Origin of the sequence: Porcipelethomonas sp. (genome assembly GCF_051893655.1) — a bacterium.
GTDB lineage: Bacteria > Bacillota > Clostridia > Oscillospirales > Ruminococcaceae > Porcipelethomonas.
The window spans coordinates 1-18,657 of record NZ_JBJFHN010000126.1; the positions used below are offsets into that span (position 1 = coordinate 1).

General features: G+C 39.8%; 18 protein-coding genes and 1 riboswitch. Of the genes, 9 read left to right on the top strand and 9 right to left on the bottom strand.

From position 1 onward, the window contains the following. Both ACI4WO_RS07450 and ACI4WO_RS07455 read right to left on the bottom strand, forming a co-directional pair. Positions 1-226 (bottom strand): hypothetical protein (locus tag ACI4WO_RS07450; protein ID WP_439806925.1); only part of this gene is annotated, 226 nt, incomplete at its 3' end. Positions 227-330: 104 nt separating this feature from the next. Further along, positions 331-1,173 (bottom strand): cohesin domain-containing protein, encoded by an 843-nt coding sequence (locus ACI4WO_RS07455; protein WP_439806926.1) that lies wholly within the window; start codon positions 1,171-1,173, stop codon positions 331-333. 639 nt (positions 1,174-1,812) lie between these two features. On the opposite strand from ACI4WO_RS07455, the gene ACI4WO_RS07460 reads away from it, so the two are divergent. The 8 genes from ACI4WO_RS07460 to ACI4WO_RS07495 all read left to right on the top strand — a co-directional run bounded on the left by ACI4WO_RS07460 (position 1,813) and on the right by ACI4WO_RS07495 (position 9,718). Next, entirely contained in the window at positions 1,813-3,273 is a 1,461-nt protein-coding gene (locus ACI4WO_RS07460; RefSeq protein WP_439806927.1) for a spore germination protein, read from the top strand. Continuing rightward, positions 3,266-4,312 (top strand): GerAB/ArcD/ProY family transporter, encoded by a 1,047-nt coding sequence (locus tag ACI4WO_RS07465; protein ID WP_439806928.1) that lies wholly within the window; start codon positions 3,266-3,268, stop codon positions 4,310-4,312. The genes ACI4WO_RS07460 and ACI4WO_RS07465 overlap by 8 nt, the downstream gene beginning before the upstream one ends. Next, complete coding sequence (locus ACI4WO_RS07470; protein WP_439806929.1) at positions 4,263-5,222, top strand: Ger(x)C family spore germination C-terminal domain-containing protein; 960 nt, start codon at positions 4,263-4,265, stop codon at positions 5,220-5,222. The genes ACI4WO_RS07465 and ACI4WO_RS07470 overlap by 50 nt, the downstream gene beginning before the upstream one ends. Before the next feature lie 165 nt (positions 5,223-5,387). Continuing rightward, positions 5,388-5,504: riboswitch (FMN riboswitch) on the top strand. 116 nt (positions 5,505-5,620) lie between these two features. Continuing rightward, the gene (gene ribD / locus ACI4WO_RS07475) at positions 5,621-6,718 is read left to right on the top strand and encodes a bifunctional diaminohydroxyphosphoribosylaminopyrimidine deaminase/5-amino-6-(5-phosphoribosylamino)uracil reductase RibD (protein ID WP_439806930.1); all 1,098 of its coding nucleotides are present in this window, start codon (positions 5,621-5,623) and stop codon (positions 6,716-6,718) included. Further along, the gene (gene ribE / locus ACI4WO_RS07480; RefSeq protein WP_439806931.1) at positions 6,703-7,356 is read left to right on the top strand and encodes a riboflavin synthase; all 654 of its coding nucleotides are present in this window, start codon (positions 6,703-6,705) and stop codon (positions 7,354-7,356) included. The genes ribD and ribE overlap by 16 nt, the downstream gene beginning before the upstream one ends. Before the next feature lie 15 nt (positions 7,357-7,371). Further along, the gene (locus ACI4WO_RS07485; RefSeq protein WP_439806932.1) at positions 7,372-8,571 is read left to right on the top strand and encodes a bifunctional 3,4-dihydroxy-2-butanone-4-phosphate synthase/GTP cyclohydrolase II; all 1,200 of its coding nucleotides are present in this window, start codon (positions 7,372-7,374) and stop codon (positions 8,569-8,571) included. 23 nt (positions 8,572-8,594) lie between these two features. Then, on the top strand, positions 8,595-9,062 hold the full coding sequence (gene ribH, locus ACI4WO_RS07490; protein WP_439806933.1) for a 6,7-dimethyl-8-ribityllumazine synthase: 468 nt from the start codon (positions 8,595-8,597) through the stop codon (positions 9,060-9,062). A gap of 2 nt (positions 9,063-9,064) precedes the next feature. Then, entirely contained in the window at positions 9,065-9,718 is a 654-nt protein-coding gene (locus ACI4WO_RS07495) for an HAD family hydrolase (RefSeq protein ID WP_439806934.1), read from the top strand. Between the two features lie 390 nt (positions 9,719-10,108). Here the strand turns inward: ACI4WO_RS07495 and rpsT are convergent, their stop codons facing one another. After that, a complete protein-coding gene (gene rpsT, locus ACI4WO_RS07500; RefSeq protein ID WP_439806935.1) occupies positions 10,109-10,369 on the bottom strand; it encodes a 30S ribosomal protein S20 in 261 nt (86 codons plus the stop codon). 298 nt (positions 10,370-10,667) lie between these two features. Between rpsT and gpr the strand changes: the two genes are divergently transcribed. Next, a complete protein-coding gene (gene gpr / locus ACI4WO_RS07505) occupies positions 10,668-11,516 on the top strand; it encodes a GPR endopeptidase (RefSeq protein WP_439806936.1) in 849 nt (282 codons plus the stop codon). A gap of 83 nt (positions 11,517-11,599) precedes the next feature. On the opposite strand, the gene ACI4WO_RS07510 is transcribed toward gpr, so the two are convergent. From ACI4WO_RS07510 to polA, 6 genes are all read right to left on the bottom strand, one after another. After that, positions 11,600-11,917 (bottom strand): dockerin type I domain-containing protein, encoded by a 318-nt coding sequence (locus ACI4WO_RS07510; protein WP_439806937.1) that lies wholly within the window; start codon positions 11,915-11,917, stop codon positions 11,600-11,602. Positions 11,918-12,257: 340 nt separating this feature from the next. Beyond that, on the bottom strand, positions 12,258-13,721 hold the full coding sequence (locus tag ACI4WO_RS07515; protein ID WP_439806938.1) for a M20/M25/M40 family metallo-hydrolase: 1,464 nt from the start codon (positions 13,719-13,721) through the stop codon (positions 12,258-12,260). 150 nt (positions 13,722-13,871) lie between these two features. Next, complete coding sequence (crcB, locus tag ACI4WO_RS07520) at positions 13,872-14,240, bottom strand: fluoride efflux transporter CrcB (RefSeq protein WP_439806939.1); 369 nt, start codon at positions 14,238-14,240, stop codon at positions 13,872-13,874. A 95-nt stretch (positions 14,241-14,335) separates the two neighbouring features. After that, positions 14,336-15,346 carry a tRNA (adenosine(37)-N6)-threonylcarbamoyltransferase complex transferase subunit TsaD gene (tsaD, locus tag ACI4WO_RS07525; RefSeq protein WP_439806940.1) on the bottom strand — a complete coding sequence of 337 codons (1,011 nt, stop codon included), beginning with the start codon at positions 15,344-15,346 and terminating at the stop codon, positions 14,336-14,338. A gap of 15 nt (positions 15,347-15,361) precedes the next feature. Continuing rightward, positions 15,362-15,811, bottom strand: coding sequence for a ribosomal protein S18-alanine N-acetyltransferase (rimI, locus tag ACI4WO_RS07530; protein WP_439806941.1), 450 nt, complete (start codon positions 15,809-15,811; stop codon positions 15,362-15,364). Beyond that, positions 15,795-18,341, bottom strand: coding sequence for a DNA polymerase I (gene polA / locus ACI4WO_RS07535; protein WP_439806942.1), 2,547 nt, complete (start codon positions 18,339-18,341; stop codon positions 15,795-15,797). The genes rimI and polA overlap by 17 nt, the downstream gene beginning before the upstream one ends. Positions 18,342-18,657: the final 316 nt, after the last annotated feature.

Sequence of the window (18,657 nt, forward strand, 5' to 3'; positions counted from 1 at the left end):
GAGCAACGATGTTATCATTCTGGAATTCGCCGCCTGCCTTTACATAAACTCTTGCGGTAGCACCAGCTCTGATTTCATCAAGAGTGTAATTAGTCTTTTCAGAAGTCATAGAGAACGTGGTATTAACACTGTCTACAGCGGATACTGTAGCTGGCAAAGCACCTGCGAACATGCTGCCAAACAGAGCTAATGATGTAAAGGCTGAAAGTAGTTTACCTTTCTTCATCACATTTTTTCCTTTCTGTTTGTCATTTAAACAAACCAATGATTTTTTTCGGGTGATCCCCCATTATTTTAAGCCACAAGGCTTAAACACTTAAATTCCGGAAATTACTCCTTAGGTCCGAAGTCATCTTCTGTGAATGTACCCAGTACATAACTTGTAATTGCTGAACTGTCTTCAAGGTCAAGAATCTGATTTGTTATACAATCAGCATTAGCATAATTAACTGGTCCTTCAAGAGGATATTCTGATGTTGAAAGCAGATACTTATTCAAAAGCACAACATCTGTAGAAGTAATTTGACTATCATTATTTACATCACCCAGTTTTGTTGGTGTGCCAAACTCAATAGATGCCTCAGTTTTATCTTCTGTGCTGTCTGATGTAACTTCAACATATCCGTCTGTAAATACAGGTGTGTAAAGTGTTACTGTACCGTTAGCGTCATAATTTGCAAAAATCGCATCAGTATTTACTGTATTATTTGATGTTCTGTCAATTGCAACAACTTTAAGCTCTGATTTTGTACCAGCAGCTGCTGTTGAATTTACTGTACCGCTGATTGTCAGAAGTGTGCCTGAACCTGTCATGTAATAATTGGTATCAGTTGTGCCTACACCATATATTACACTGATAAGGTCATCCTCTATATTGTATTCAAAAGGATCAGGCATACCGTCCACCTCAGATGAATCACCCTTAGCAAGGTCGCCCAGATCAAGATCTGTAATTGTAAGTACAGATGAATCGTACTGAATTCCGAAATCACATCCGTTGATTCCGGCAGCCGGAATTTCCGACATATCCAGTGTAAGTGTAAAATCTTCTCCAGCTTTAGCAGTTGTATTGCTAATTGCTACCTCAAAGCTGTCAGCAGCCATAACTGTTGGCATAGCAGCTGCAAGCATAAGTGAAGCAACAGCTCCTGCTAAAAACTTTTTTGTTCTCATTGCGATTTCCTCCCTTTCCAATAAAACATAAAAAATATATATAATAAAGAGATACTTGCTCTGTACATCCCTTTAATTATACCCACAAATTTAATCTTCACATTTTAATTATAAATTATGATACAGATAAAGTCAATAGTTATGAAACTTTTTTGTACAAATTTATAAAATAAATCGCTGAGAATTGTGAAATATAATGAATAAAATTTAATTTTTTTCGTTTGCCGCAAAATATACCATAAATAATTAACATGCTTATATAAAATTTTGCATATGTAACAAGCATATCGCTTTTATATTATAATCCATGTTTTATTAAAAGTCAATAGAAAACCTTGATTATTTCAAGAATTTTTATCTTTTGTTTTCTATATTATAACCGATTAATTTTTATATGTAAAGTCTTTTTTTGCTTTATTTAAGATATTTGTTCAATTTTTATAAACCGGCTTTTCTATTCATGCCGTTTTTTAACATAAATTACTTTAATATGGCTGCTGTACGGCATATTAAAGCAAAGATTATTTTTCCGTTTTCATGTATTTTTCTATAATTTATGTCAATAATATCCTGAGAAAATTCAAAATTATTGATCCGTTTTGTCCGGAATTTACCCGATAGCGGAGAAAGGAAATTTTCATGAATGGTGATAATCTGAAAAACATGTCCATAATTCCCGGACTTTCTGAAAACATCAGGACCATTAAAAGATTAGCCGGTGAAACTTCCGATTTACTTATAAACGAAGTAGAAATAAGCGGTATAAAAACTTGTCTTTTCTGCTGTGAGGGACTTGTTTCAACATCAACTATCACAGAACTTATTCTTCACCCGCTTATGGGAATCAATCTGCCGGAAAAGAGTCCTGAAGCTCTTTTAAATCATATAGAACACAAAATGCTTTTGTCTATCGACAGACCTGTGGCATATAATTATGAAGATTTTTTCAGGCTTTTAAACTCAGGCTTTGCTCTTCTGGCTGCAGACGGTGCTGATTACATTCTGGCAATGGGCGTTCAGGGATATGACAAAAGAGGTGTTGACGAACCGGCAGGTGAAAACAATCTTACAGGTGCGCACGAAGGATTTGTAGAGGTTATTCGTACAAATATGTCCCTTATAAGACGAAGACTTAAATCACCGGTTTTAGTCCAGAAACTGTTTGTCAGGGGAACAAAAAGCCAGACAGATTTATGTATTTGCTATATGTCCGACAGAGTTCCGGATAAGCTTATAAAACGCATCATGGATTCTCTTGATAAAATGGAGCTTGAATCAGTTTTGTCAACAGGCTATGTAAAGCCGTTTCTGGAATCTCCGGGAAAACGGATTTTTTCCTCAGTGGGAATGACAGAGCGTCCGGACGTGCTTTGCTCAAAGCTTATTGAAGGCAGGGTTGCCATACTTGTGGACGGAAATCCTTACGCTCTTATAATACCAAAACTTGTAAGCGACAATTTTCAGACTGTTGACGATTACAATTTCAAACCGTATTTCGGAACATTTATAAGATGGCTTAAATATGCCGCATTTTTTATTTCTGTTCTCCTTCCGGCATTCTATGTCGCCATAGCCATGCATCATCCGGAGCTTTTAAACAGTACTCTTCTGGTGATTCTTGCCCATTCAGAGGAAAATGCTCCGTTTTCCATTGTGGCTGAAACCCTGGGCGTTCTTATAATGTATGAAATTATAAAAGAGGCAGGTCTGCGGCTTCCAAAGGCAGTAGGCGGTGCTGTAAGTATTGTTGCCGGAATAATCATAGGAGACTCAGCAGTTAATTCCGGGCTTATCAGCACTCCCCTGCTGACCGTTGCCGCACTGTCAATTATTGCAGGCTTTGTTATTCCTGAGCTTTCCCAGAGCATTACCGTTCTCCGCATCATATTTGTAATATGCGGCGGTATATGGGGACTTTATGGAATAAGCCTGTTCGGGGCAGCTGTACTATGCAACATGTGTGCCACAGAAGACTTTGGTTTCCCCTATACTGCTCCGGTTGCTCCTTTTAAGAAAAGAGCCATGGGTGATGTTGCGGTAAGATCCGGTTTTAAGAAAATGCAGAATAACAATTTTACTGTGGAGGAGCTTTATGAGTAAAATAAACAGCGGACAGCTTTTCACACTTTTAATCGGAGTAAGAATGTTCAGTATAATCTGTTCTGCACAGCCGTCAAATGCTGAACAGATGGCTGGAGCTGCTTTGTCGGTACTGCTCCAGCTTCTGGCTGTTCTTCCGATGACAGCCCTCTACAGGCAGGATGGTTTCAGTCTTAAAAAAGAAATGCTTCTGGGCAGATTCGGAAAAGTTCTCTACATCATCTTTTTTATTGTCTGGGGTGCATTATCTTTCAGCAGCCTGTGGGGAGTTACAAAAAGCGTTTACTTTCCCATAGACAGCAGTCTTGCAGGATCATTTATCCTTGCCGCAGTATGCGTATATACAGCGTCTTTAGGTCTTAAATCAGTTTCAAGATATTCGACTATTATGTTCGGACTTATAATATTCTCCCTTTTTATTATGATTATCGGAGCATACCCTAAAGCAGATCTTGCAAACTTTGCACCCAACGCACACCTTTCCGGAATTATCAATAATGCATTAAAGGACTTCTGCTCCAGCGGAGAGCTTGTCATGATGTTTATACTGATGGAATTTATCCCGTCAAAGAAAACTCAGAACGTCATGAAATTCTTTGCCGGAAAGCTTATCCTGACCGAGCTTGTGGCAGTTATAGAAATAACAGTACTCGGAAAAATCATGGACATTTCAGACTTTCCGTTCTTTTCCGCAGGATCATTCTCACAGCCTTTCAGCATTCAGCGTGCGGACTCCCTTTACATGGTTCTCTTTACAATGCTGTGTGTTATGACGGTTACATTGCAGATTATTCTCTGTTCATGGCTTATTCAAGAAATACTGCCGGATCTTAAGTACAGCGCTCTTCTTTCAGCAGTCCTTATGATGGGAATGTCCTGGGCGGTAAATATTTTCAATATAGACCTTACTCCGGTTACAGGACTGCTGATACTTGTTTTATCAGTAATAATTCCTATTATAATGTATATAAAGAGGAGGTACTCAAAAAATGAAATCAAAAATGCTCCTGCCGGCAATACTGCTTCTGCTGACGCTTAGCGGATGCTCCGGTAAAACGGAAGTAAGGGACAAGGGATTTATAAATACTATCGGCATTGACGCCGGAGAAGAACAGCATGCGGCAATTCAGCTTTATGACAGTGATGAAACCCTTGAAGGCTCCGGAAAAACGCTGTTTACCGCAATTGCCGACTCTGAACGCACTCAGGGAAAAACTCTGTTTGCCGGTCACATGGAGCTTTTTGTTTCCAGTCCAGAAAATATTTATGAAAACCTTCAGACGCTTATCAGAAATAATCGTATTTCTCCCTCATGTTCCATTATATGCACTCCCGGCAGTGCCTGCGAGCTTGTTGCAGACACCTCAGGCGGATATTTGTCAGAAATACTCGAAAGTTCAAGCAGGGGCGGACTGATTATTAAAAAAAATATCAGTTCCGTTCTTGAAGATATGCTGGGTACAGACGGTATTGCTGCAGTTCCGGTAATAAAGGACAATGATATTTATATGGGGATAATTAACAACGAAAAAATACTTGGCGTACTGAACCATGAAGAATCAAAGGGTTTATGCTGGCTCAGCGGCGAAATAAAAGACATATATCTTCCGGCTCAGGCAGACGGAAAAACAATAAATTTCTATATAAGAAAGAGCAGTACAAAAATCACTGCTGAAAGTGCAGGCAGCAGCATAAACATAACCGCAGAAATAAAAATAAACGGAAATCCTGTAGAATCAGACGCCGACATAAACAAGGTAAAGGAAAATATTGCCGGACAGATATCCGGTCTTTGTGCTAAAACAATTGCCAAAACTGTAACAGGCATGAAGGCTGATGTGTTCGGGATAGAAAAAAGTATTAATGCAAGGGGAATATCAATTGATGAAACATGGGAGGAACTTATTCCAAAGCTTAATTTCTATTATAAGATAAAAATTTCTGAATAGTCTTCTACTAATACAGATTTTTTCATGAAAATCATGAACGCTGCTTGCAAAGTGTTCCCCTCTTCCCAGACAGTCCGCCGGCATGACAAAAATTATTTTGTGTTTCTGATACCTTTCCTATTGACATTTTTATATAACCGTGATACAATAATAGCAGTTAATAAATATAGTCTTCAGGGCAGGGTGAAAATTCCCTACCGGCGGTGACAGTCCGCAAGCTGAAAGCACGATCCGGTGAAATTCCGGAACCGACAGTAAAAGTCTGGATGGAAGAAGACATTTTATAAATGCCGATGCCCTCTGAATCGTATTTTATGTTTCAGAGGATTTATATTTTCCACAAATAACCGATGCCCTGATTGATTTCAGGGCATTTTCTGCTTTAAGGAGCGATAAATTTGACTAAAGAAGAATATATGAAAGAAGCCCTTGCCGAAGCAAAAAAAGGTATGGGGTTTACAAACCCTAATCCTATGGTGGGGGCTGTTATAGTAAAAAACGGCAAAGTGATTTCTAAAGATTATCACCACAGATACGGTGAATTTCACGCTGAAAGGAATGCCATATTAAAATGTAAAGAGGATATGACAGGGGCGGAAATTTATGTAACACTTGAGCCATGCTGCCACTATGGAAAAACTCCGCCCTGTACAGAAGCTATAATACAAAGCGGTATCAGGAAAGTTTATATCGGTTCAGATGACCCTAATCCTCTGGTAGCCGGAAAGGGTGCGGAAATTTTAAGGCGGCACGGAATTGATGTGGAAACCGGAATTTTAAAAGATGAATGCGACAGATTGAACAGACCGTTTTTTCACTACATTACTTCCAAAACACCTTACGTTGTTATGAAATATGCAATGACTGCTGACGGCAAAACAGCGTCATACAGCGGAAAGTCAAAATGGATCTCAAATGAGCTTTCAAGAGCTGACGTACACAAAAGCCGTCTGAGGTACGCAGGAATAATGACTGGTATCGGCACTGTCCTGAAAGATGATCCACAGCTTACATGCAGGCTGGAAAATGGACGAAATCCTGTGAGAATTATCTGCGACAGCAATCTTAGAATCCCGTCAGACTGCAATATAATCAGATCGGCAAAAGAAGTACCTACAATTATCGCATGTACTGAAAATGCTCAAAATACAGAAATTTCACAAAATCCGGAAATAAAAATCATTCGCACCTCTTCCGATAACGGTCATGTCGATTTAAATGAACTTATGCAGAAACTGGGAGAAGAAAAAATTGACAGTATTCTTTTGGAAGGCGGCGGAGAACTTAATTTCAGTGCATTAAAATCGGGAATTGTAAACCGGATTCAGGCATATATTTCCCCGAAAATATTAGGCGGTGCGGCGGCGGTTTCTCCTGTGGGAGGAATCGGTTTAGATTCTCCGGACAGCTGTGTTATGCTGGGAGAACCTGAAATAACCCGTTTTGGAAATGACATTTTAGCTGAATGGGAGGTTTTGAAATGTTCACAGGAATAATTGAAGAAATCGGAACAGTAACAGCAATAAAAAGAACCTCTCTTGAGGCAAAGCTTACAATTTCCTCGGAAAAAATCTTTACTGACTTAAAACTTGGTGACAGTGTAGCTGTCAACGGCGTATGCCTTACAGCGGCACTTATTTCAGGTAAATGCTTTACCGCAGACGTTATGAACGAAACTTTCAGCAGAACTTCTCTTGCGGCTTTAAAACCCGGCGGTCATGTAAATCTTGAAAGGGCTATGGCGGCAGACGGCAGATTCGGCGGACATATTGTGGCAGGTCACACAGACGGTACAGGTACTATAAAGGAAATACGTCCGGACGGCAATGCCATCTGGTTTACTATCAGCGCATCTCCGGAAATATTAAAATATATTGTGAAAAAAGGTTCGGTGGCAGTGGACGGAATAAGCCTTACTGTAGCAGAAGTATTTAACGATTCATTCACCGTTTCTACAATACCCCATACCGTTGCTGAAACGATACTTTCAGAAAAAAGACCCGGAGATATTGTAAATCTTGAAAATGATATAATAGGGAAATATGTCGAAAGACTTATGAATTTCAGTGAAAACAAAAAAGAAAAACCAAAAAGCAGAATAACTCTTGAACTGCTTTCACAAAACGGCTTTTAAAGGAGGAAAGCTATAATGTTCAGATTCAGTACTATAGAAGAAGCTCTTGAAGACCTAAGACAAGGCAGGCTCATACTTGTAACAGATGATGAAGACCGTGAAAATGAGGGTGATCTTATTTGTGCGGCAGAATTTGCCACAACGGAAAATGTGAATTTTATGGCAATGCATGCTAAAGGACTTATCTGTATGCCTATGAGTCAGGAGTATATTAAAAAGCTCCGTCTTCCCCAGATGGTTGACGACAATACAGACAATCACGAAACGGCTTTCACTGTTTCAATCGACCATATAAGCACTACTACAGGAATTTCAGCGGCAGAGCGTTCAATTACTGCAATGAAATGCGTTGACGACAACGCAAAGCCGGAGGATTTCAGGCGTCCGGGACACATGTTCCCTCTTCTGGCAAGAAAAAACGGAGTGCTTGAAAGAAACGGTCATACCGAAGCGACAGTGGATCTTTTAAGACTTGCAGGTCTTAAGGAATGCGGTCTGTGCTGTGAGATAATGCGTGACGACGGTACTATGATGCGTACCGCTGAACTTAAGGAAATGGCTGAAAAATACGGATTGAAATTTATTACAATAAAAGCATTGCAGCAGTACAGAAAAGTAAACGACAAGCTGGTCGAGTGCGAAGCAGTTACAAAGCTCCCCACAAAATACGGCAATTTCAAGGCGTACGGATATATAAACAAGCTAAACGGCGAAAATCATGTGGCACTGGTCAAAGGTGATATCGGAGACGGCGAAAATGTTCTCTGCCGTGTTCATTCAGAATGCCTTACGGGAGATGCTTTCGGCTCGGTAAAATGCGACTGCGGTCAGCAGTTTGCCGCAGCTATGACGCAGATTGAAAAAGAAGGCAGAGGAATTCTTCTCTATCTCCGTCAGGAGGGCAGAGGAATCGGACTTATTAACAAGCTCAAAGCCTATGCTTTGCAGGATCAGGGAATGGATACGGTTGAAGCCAATCTTGCTCTTGGGTTTGACGAGGATATGAGAGAATATTATATCGGTGCACAGATTTTAAGAGATTTGGGAGTTAAATCCTTAAGACTGCTTACTAACAATCCGCTTAAAATCGAGGGTCTTTCAGATTTCGGACTGGCAATTAATGAGCGTGTTCCTATAGAAATGGAGCCTACTGCCTATGATGAATTTTATCTGAAAACCAAGAAAAACAAAATGGGTCATATTTTAAACTATTAATATAAAAAAGGAGAACTTATATAATGAATATTTATGAAGGAAAAGTAGTATCGCAGAACATAAAAATCGGTATTGTAGTTGCAAGATTCAACGATTTTATTACCTCAAAGCTTTTAGCCGGTGCTCTGGACGGTCTTAAAAGACATGATGTTGCAGATGATGATATTGACGTTGCATGGGTTCCGGGAGCATTTGAAATTCCTCTTATTGCAAAAAAAATGGCGTCATGCGGAAAATATGACGCTGTAATATGTCTGGGTGCAGTTATAAGAGGTGCTACAAGTCATTACGACTATGTATGCAATGAAGTATCCAAGGGCATCGCAAGCGTTTCACTGGAATCAGAAATTCCGGTTATGTTCGGTGTGGTTACAACCGACAACATTGAACAGGCTATAGAAAGAGCCGGTACTAAGGCAGGAAACAAGGGCTATGACTGTGCTCTGGGTGCGATTGAAATGGTAAATCTCATCAGAGAAATTGAAAAATAATAATGAATATTATTCTTGATTTCGACGGCACTATACATGACTGTGCTAAAATTTACATTCCGGCATTCCGAACCGGATATAAATATCTTACCGACCGCAGACTTGCACCAATCCGGCATTTCAGTGACAGTGAAATAAGCGGCTGGCTTGGATACTCCGCAAAGGATATGTGGGACAGATTCATGCCGGATCTTGATGAAAAGTACAAAAAAACCTGTACTAAAATCATAGGCGATGAAATGCTAAAGCTTATAGACTGCGGAAAATCTGTGCTTTACAGTGGTGCAGAGGAAACATTGAAAAAGCTTAATGAAAACGGTCACAAGCTCATTTTTCTGAGCAACTGCGGAAGAAGCTACATGGAGGCTCATATTAATGCTCATCAGCTTAACCGATTTTTCTGCGATTATTTTTGTACGGAAGATTATGATTTCAGGTCAAAGCCGGAAATTTTTCCGTACATCAAGCAAAAACATCCGGGGAAGTTTATTGTAATCGGTGACAGATATCTGGATCTGGAAACAGCTTTGAAGCACAGTCTTAAATCCATCGGCTGTACCTACGGCTATTGCAAACCCCAGGAGCTTGATAAAGCGGACATAACAGTGTCTGACATTTCACAAATACCATCGGCTGTTGAAAAATTTTCCGACTGATATTAGAAATTTCATAATTTTAATCTGTTATAATTAGTATATCAAGTATATCAGAGGATTTGAAAAAGCCCGACCAAAACTTTTGATTTGATAAAAGAGTTTTTCGACAAACCAAGAACTTGTTCTCATAGGATTTGTGCATAGATTTTCAAGTATGTTTTGGCTGAGAACAAGGCAAAAATTTGCAGGCATACTGGCGTATGGCAAGAATTTTTAATGCAGTTATCAGACAAACTTGCCGAAAAGATATGTGCAACAGCCTGTGAGAATAAGTTCTAAGATAAGCGTATTCTTTTTTGAATGCGCTTATTTTAATATGAGCAAAAAAATAAGCGTGTTAAAAACACGCTTACATGCATTATTAATCTGATTTCAATTAATTAATCAGCATCAGCCTGATGCGTTGAGCTTCTTAGCAAGCTGAGCCTTCTTTCTGCTTGCACAATTCTTGTGCATAAGACCCTTTGAAGCAGCCTGATCAACTCTCTTTATAGCAACTCTGATTGCTTCAGCCTTGTCTGCTGTGTTGTTAGCACAAGCTGCGTCAGCATTCTTGAGAATAGTTTTAAGATTAGATTTTCTAGCCTTGTTGGCAGCAGCCTTTGTCTTGTTAACCTTAACTCTCTTCATTGCGGATTTAATATTTGGCATAACGTTAACACCTCCCTGAAAATAATGGAATACCTGAAATTATTATTTACATAATTTTTATAATAATTCAGAAAAAGCAGCATAAAATAAAAGCAACGCAAGCTTTAATTCAAGCAGGACACGACCGTTACTTTAAAACGGATGTAATGATCATCTGTTATACACTGCACCAACACTAATAATTATTTTACCATCTTATGAATCAAATTGCAATAGGCAATTTTAAAATAATATCACGAAAAATTTAAGTTGATTTAAAGCATAATGCACAACTTTTTTACTAAAGGAATGAAAATCAATGAACGCAAGAACAGATCTGGCACTGGAAAGTGTAAATGCAGCCAAAATAAGTGAAGGAATTACAAAAACTGAAAGGGGCAAAGCCTTTAAAATAACAGAAATAAAAATTGCTGAGGATAAACACGGTGAAAAAATCGGAAAGAAAAAGGGCAGATATATAACTCTTGAAGGCAGTCCTCTGAGCAATTTCTCAGATGAATTCAAAAATATGTGCACCGAATTTTCCGAAGAGCTTTCTCAGTTCATTCCCGACGGACGTGTTTTAGCGGTAGGACTGGGAAATAATGACATCACGCCTGATGCTTTAGGTCCTCAGGCAGCTGCAAAAATACTCGCCACAAGACATCTCAGAGAAGAACTGGGAGACGAGGACGAGTTTCTGTCAGGTTTAAGACCTGTAGGTGTTCTTGCAAGCGGCGTTTTAGGTCAGACAGGTATTGAAACAGCAGAGCTTATCGAAGGTCTTATGGAAAAAATAAATCCTTCTGCAATTATTGCAATTGATGCTCTTGCCTGTTCAGATGTAAACCGCCTCGGCAAAACGATTCAGCTGTCCGACGCAGGAATTTCTCCGGGAAGCGGAGTTCAGAACAAAAGGCATGAATTATCTCAGGACACCCTTGGAGTACCAGTAATAGCCGTAGGCGTACCCACAGTTGTTGACATGCATACAATCGTTGAAGATTATACCGGAAAAGCCGTTAACACCGACCTCCCCAACATGATGGTTACTCCTCGTGATATAGACAGGCTTATAGAGCGTTCTGCAGCCATGATTGCTGCTGGAATAAATATGGCACTTCACCCTCAGCTTTCCTTTGAGGATATAGAAGCGATTATGTATTAAGGCTGTACAAAGGCAAAGCCCCACAAAAATCTTTGTGTGGCTTTGCAATAATTACTTGAAATTTTTTAAATACGTCATTCAATTTATTTTATCGCAAGATTTCTTGCAATTGCCGCCGCATCTCTTATATTGACAACTCCGTCTCCGTTAACATCATAGTGTTCTGAATATTCAGGTTTTTCACCACGTGCTAATAGTCTTGCAATATATGCGGCGTCTCTTATATTGAAAATAAACTCTCCGGCAGGATCTCCCGGTTTATATTCTTCATCAGAAAGCACGATGTCTTCCTCAATATTATTCTGCGAATCTTGTGCCGTTACTTCTTCAGCGGCATATATTGGTAAGCTTCCGAATGAGACTGCAATTATAGCAGACAACAAAATTGTTAATTTTTTCATAAAAATACCTCCTTTTAATAAAGCGCATTAGGAATGTTTTTATAAAATTGAATCAAATATTTAGTTATTAATGTTCAACCATTTCCCTGACCCTGAACATTACCGTTATCTACAGGAGATTCAAAAGCATTAATACGGTTGTACTCATAATTTTCCTACAAACCATTAATTTAACATTCCCTTCTAAATATATTTTATCTACCCCTATATATTATATACCAAAGCTATAAATTTGTCAATAGCCTTTTGGAATTATTTTACATATCGTTTACGTTTATCAACCTATTTCGTCATATATAACGATAGCTTTGATTTTAATAATCTAGTTTAGCCGTATAACTCAAACGGTATTAAACGGAATCGTTTCATAATGTTCAATAAAATCCGAATAAAAATTAACCGCCCTTGCAAGAGAGGATATATTTATATTTTCGTTTACGGCATGGGCGGATTTCATTTGCTGATCCGTCATAGTCAGGGGAACAAACCTGAGAACGCAGTCGCATATTTTGGTATAGTGACGGGCGTCCGTTCCGGCAAGCATAACGTAAGGAATTACTGGTATGTCGCCGAAAGTCATTTCAATTTGCTTTATTACCTTTTTATATGCAGAGCATTTTGTATCCGCAGCAGGCGGAATATCATACCCTGTAATCATTTCCATCCAGATATCATTTTTTCTGGCAAGCTTCAGCATTTTTTTCAAAGACGGTTCAAGGGGTTCATGAACCATAAATCTCATATTTGCCGTGGCAGTAGCCGTTTCTGGAATGACATTTGCGCCATGGCTTCCTTCTGCCATAGTGAACACGCAGGTTGTTGATACCAAAGCCGCAGGCTGACCTCCCATTTTTCTCATGAAAAAAGGCATTATCGGTCCCAGAAGCCATGTATTCCCCAAAAGAAACCGGTATTTAAAAGGCATATACGGTGCCATTGCCTTATACATTTCCTTAACAGGTTTGGTGAGTTTAAGCTTAAACGGCGGATGACTTTCCACTCTGTTTATAAGCTTTGCAAGTCTTGCAAATGGATTATGTCTGAAAGGTATGCTTGCATGTCCGCCATGAGAATGAGCAATGAATTTTACATTTGCCCTGCCTTTTTCCAGTACTCCCACCATAGCACAGTTCGCTTCACAGCCCATCATATGCCCCATTACAGAGCCGCCTTCATCCATGACAAGTTCAGGTCTTATTCCCCTTTTATACATATATTCCACTGTTTTTACAGCACCGTCTCCTGTAATTTCCTCATTGCAGGAAGAGGCTATATAAAAATCACGTTCAGGCTGAAACCCCTGTGAAAGAAGGTGTTCAACGCTTTCCAGTATTGCACACAATGCACCTTTTGTATCAACAGTTCCCCTGCCCCAGATTTTGCCGTCTGCTATAGTTCCGGAAAAGGGCGGATACTTCCATTCCCCGACAGCTTCAACAACATCGTGATGAGACATTAACAGCACAGGTGCCTTTGACGGGTCTTTGCCTTTCCATCGGTAAAGAAGTGCGCCGTCAATATCCTTGACTTCAAGATTTTTGTGTATCAGAGGATAAAGTTCCTCCAGACGCTTATGCATTTCATAAATTTTCGTCAGGTCATTGCTTCCTCTGCGGCTGACAGACGCTACCTGAATCATTTTAGAAAGATGTTCCGCATGCAAAGCAGGATCAATACCGTCCTTGTCCATGTCATAAGGCTTTGCATCTCCGCACTCTTTTTTGATAAGTTCTGAGTGTATCAGAGCAATCAGAAGAAGAATTATTATCAGAGCCGCTATTGCAGCGATTATGTAAAGAATCATTTTAAACATCTCCTATATCATATTTTCCAGAAAACATTACTCTTATGTCTATTATATCATAATGTATGAAAAAAAGCTATATTTTTTGAAAATTTTGTTTAAAGCAACAGGGCAGACTGTAAAAACTGATTTTGAAAAATAATTTGATAATTACCCCTTTACAAGTATCTGAGCTGTAAAAACAGCAGCCGTTCCCAGAATCATACTGAGCAAAGCGTACAAAACCGCCGCTGCCGTACTGCCGCTGTGAATAAGCTCCGACACTTCAAAAGCAAATGTTGAAAATGTAGTAAATCCTCCGCACACCCCTGCCTTAAGCATTAATACAATATATGAATCACCGCAGTTACGCTTTGCAGCTACTGCTGTTATAAGTCCGATTGCAAACGCACCTATAATATTGATAATAAGAGTCTTAACCGGAAAACCGCCCTGAACCCTAAGCGGTATCAGTCCGATAAGATATCTGCATACAGCTCCTATAAATCCGCCTATTCCTACAACAATACAATTTAACATTTTATACCTTCCTGACAAAATCTTTATTCACTGTCATCTTTCTTTTTGCGTCAGGCTATTGTAATGACCAGCAGCCGCAAAAGCAGAAATCCTCTTCATATTTCCTCCAGAGAAAGAGTTGCCACAGCGTTTAAGCTTTCATCCCCACGCTGACCGGCAAGATAATTATAATACCCCTGACAGGCAATCATTGCCCCGTTATCACCGCAAAGGTTAAGAGGCGGCATATAAAGCTTTATTCCACGCTCAGAACATGCCTTTTCAAATGCCTTTCTGACACCGCTGTTTGCGGAAACTCCCCCGGCTATTGCAACAGTTTTATATCCCAGATAATCTGCCGCATGCATTGTTTTTTCACACAGTATTTCTGAAATAATATGCTGAACGCAGGCACTTAAATCCTCTTTGTTTATTTCAATACCTTTCTGCTGTGAATTGTGAAGAAGATTGATTACTGCCGTTTTAAGTCCGGAAAAGCTGAAATCATACTCACTTCCTGTAACCTTTGGTCTGGGCAGATCAAATGCATCCGGATTTCCTGTCTGCGCCGCCTTGTCTATATGTACTCCTCCGGGATACGGGAATCCCATAGCCCTTGCGCACTTGTCAAAGCATTCCCCTGCTGCGTCATCTCTGGTACGCCCGATTACATGAAATTTAGTATAATCAGTAACTTCAACTATATGAGAATGTCCTCCGCTTGCCACAAGGCACAGATAAGGCGGTTCAAGCTCCGGGTGTGCTATATAGTTTGCTGCAATATGACCTGATATGTGGTGTACAGGTACAAGGGGCTTGCCAGATGCAAGGCACAGTCCCTTGGCAAAATTCACCCCTACCAGCAGTGCTCCGATGAGTCCCGGAGCATAGGTCACAGCCACAGCATCAATGTCCTCCAGAGTTTTTCCGGCATCAGCAAGAGCCTTTTTTGTAACTCCGAGAATGTTTTCACAGTGCCGGCGGGAGGCTATTTCCGGCACTACTCCGCCGTATTTTTTATGTTCCTCAATTTGTGTGGAAATCACAGAGGAAAGTATATTCGTTCCGTTTTCAGAAACCGCCGCCGCAGTTTCGTCACAGGAGCTTTCAATTCCAAGTATCAGCATATTCATCACCAATTTTTATTTTATATTCTTTTTCATTAATATGGCGTTATCCGCCGGATTCCTATAATAATTTTTTCGCAGTCCGGTTTTTTCAAACCCGTTTTTTTCATAAAAAGAAACTGCCGGAACATTGTGTTCCCTGACTTCCAGAAATACTGCGGTTACGCCCTGCTCCAGAAAAAATTTTTCAAGCTTTTCATAAAGCAGTCCGGCAATTCCTTGTTTACGGTATTCTTTTTTTACGGCAATATTGAGAAGTTCTCCCTCATCAATAACCCATGCACCGTTGGCAAAACCGATAATTTTCCCGTCAAGCACTGCCCCCAGCAAAATCGTATTTTTATTTTCAAGCCATTCTCCGAAAGCCTTTTCCGACCAGCCTCCGGGAATGCATTCCTTTTCGATTTCAGCAATTTCTTCAAGCTCTGAAAATCCGCATTTTATAATATCAGCCTTTGGCATCATACCAGCTGTCACCTCTGTTTACATCTGCTGTCAGAGGAACTTTAAGTTCACAGGCATTTGTCATTTCCTCTGAGAGTATTTTTCCGGCAGCATCGGCGTCATCACGGCTGCATTCAACAATAAGTTCGTCATGAACCTGCAAAATAAGTTTCGCATCGGGTACTTCCTCTTTCAGACGGCGGTAAACCTTTACCATGGCAATTTTTATAATATCTGCCGCACTTCCCTGAACCGGCGTATTCATAGCAATTCTTCTGCCTGCCGCCTGCATATTTTTATTGGAAGCTGAAAGCTCCGGCACATATCTTTTTCTTCCGAACATTGTTGTTACATAGCCATCCTTTTTTGCCCTTTCAACAGTATCATTCATAAACTTTTCAACATTTGGAAAATTATGCAGATAATCACTTATATATTTTTTTGCTTCATAAACGCTTACGTTAATATCCTTTGAAAGTGAAAATGCCCCGATACCGTAAATTATTCCGAAATTTACCGCCTTTGCCGCACTTCTCATTTCAGGAGTCACCATTTCTTCCGGCAGACCGAAAACCTGTGCAGCAGTGGAGGTGTGAATATCTGCACCTTCACAGAACCCCTTTATCATTGTAGGGTCACTGCAAATATGTGCCACTATCCTGAGTTCAATCTGACTGTAATCTGCATCAAGGAGAGTTTTTCCCGGCTGTGCCACAAAGAATTTCCGCATTTCCCGTCCCAGTTCTGTTCTTACCGGAATGTTCTGCAAATTCGGTTCAGTAGATGAAATTCTGCCTGTTCTGGTTTCTGTCTGCTTGAAAACCGTATGGATTCTGCCGTCGGGTGCTACAGTTTTTAACAATCCCTCAACATAGGTTGAATTAAGCTTTGTAAGCTGACGGTAACGCAAAACAAGGTCGATTACCGGATGCTTATCACGAAGTCCCTCCAGAATCTCCGCACTGGTTGAAAATCCATTTTTATTTTTCTTCTTTAACGGAAGTCCCATTTCATAGAGAATATCACCCAACTGTTTCGGCGAAGCAATATTGAATTCCTTTCCGCACATAAAATAAATCTGGGATTCCAGTCCCTCAATCTCATCTTTAAGCTGTTTCCCGAAAGCCTTTACACCGTCAACATTTACCTTGACTCCCGTATGCTCCATTGAAGCCAGAACTTCAGTCAGCGGCTGTTCAATGCCGTACATAAGCTCTGTCATGCCCTGACTGTCAATTTCCTTTTTCAACACCACGCAAAGCTCCGGCAGACTTGCAATATCCGCCCATTCTCCAGCAGAGCTGTAATAAGGAGAATCATAACGCAGGCAAAGCTTTTCTATGCTGTATTCTGATGAAGATGGGTCAAGAAGATACGCAGCTATCTCAGCGTCAAAGGATATATTTTTAAGTGATTTATTCTCCTCAAAGCAAAGCCTGTACATAGGTTTTGCACCAAATGTATATTTTTCCGTATCTCCCGACAAAAGCTCTGTGATATACTCCTTATTTTCTGTTGTATAAACTGTATGCTCGCCGTCCATTTCTTCATAAATCTGAAAAATTCCGTCACAATAAAGGCAATCCAGATTTTCATTTTCTGAAAGTCGTTTAAGGGTATCTGCGTCAAGATCTTTTTGTATAACGGTAATTTCCTTAGCCTTTACTGTATTTTCCTCAAGTTTTTTTTCAGATGGTTTAAGATTCATCTTCTGCAAAAGCTTGGACATTTCAAGCTCAGTTAAAATCTCGCTTAAAGCCTCATTATCCGGCTGAGAAATTTTATAGCTTTCAGTATCATTATCAATCGGAGCGTCAAGACATATTGTGGCAAGCCATTTGCTTTCCTCAGCAGCCTCCCTGCCGTTTTCAAGCTTTGCTTTTACGCCCTTTGTAATCTGTGCTTCATCAAGATGCTCATAGAGATTTTCAACAGTAGTCCACTGAGTTACAAGGGTTGTCGCCGTTTTCTGTCCTATCCCGGCTACACCGGAGATATTATCAGAGCTGTCCCCCATAAGTGCTTTTAAATCTATTAAATTTATCGGTTCAAAGCCGTAATCCTCACGAAATTTTTCCGGAGTGTAAACAATAGTTTCCTTTGTTGTGGCAAGTCTTACTGTTACTTTATCATTTACCAGTTGAAGGCTGTCACGGTCACCTGTCAGGATAAAACATTCATTACCGCTGTCAGCACAGTGTTTTGAAAGTGTACCCAGAACGTCGTCTGCTTCATACCCTTCACATTCTATAACTTTGATGCCCATAGCAGTTAAAATTTCCTTTATCAGCGGCATCTGCATAGCAAGCTCTTCGGGCATTCCCTTACGGGTTGCCTTATATGATGCCACCGCCTTATGGCGGAATGTTGGTGTACGCAGATCGAATGCAACTGCAGCACATTCAGGCTTTACTTCGTCAAAATTTTTAAAATATATGTTCATAAATCCCAGAATAGCGTTAGTGTAAACACCCTTTTTATTTGTAAGTGCTCTGATACCATAATAAGCACGATTCATAATGCTGTTTCCGTCTACTGCAAGCAATTTCATTGTAATTTCTCCTGTTAATCAATAATCTTATATTTATTATAGCAGATTTTTTTATAAAACTCTATCCTTTTGAGAAATTTTATAATAAATTATAATTTTTCAATATCTAATCTGCCATTTCTTAATTTGCCCCCTTTTCATGAATATAATAGTTGACATATTTTCAATATTGTTGTATAATAATAAAAAAGGAGCATACCGATAGACGGTCGCTCCCGTAAATGGTTAACTAATAATTAATAGTCGCCTTACGTGGAACTGGGGCGGCTATTTCCTTTTATCATTGTTGCTGAATGCCTTATAGACAAGAAGAACA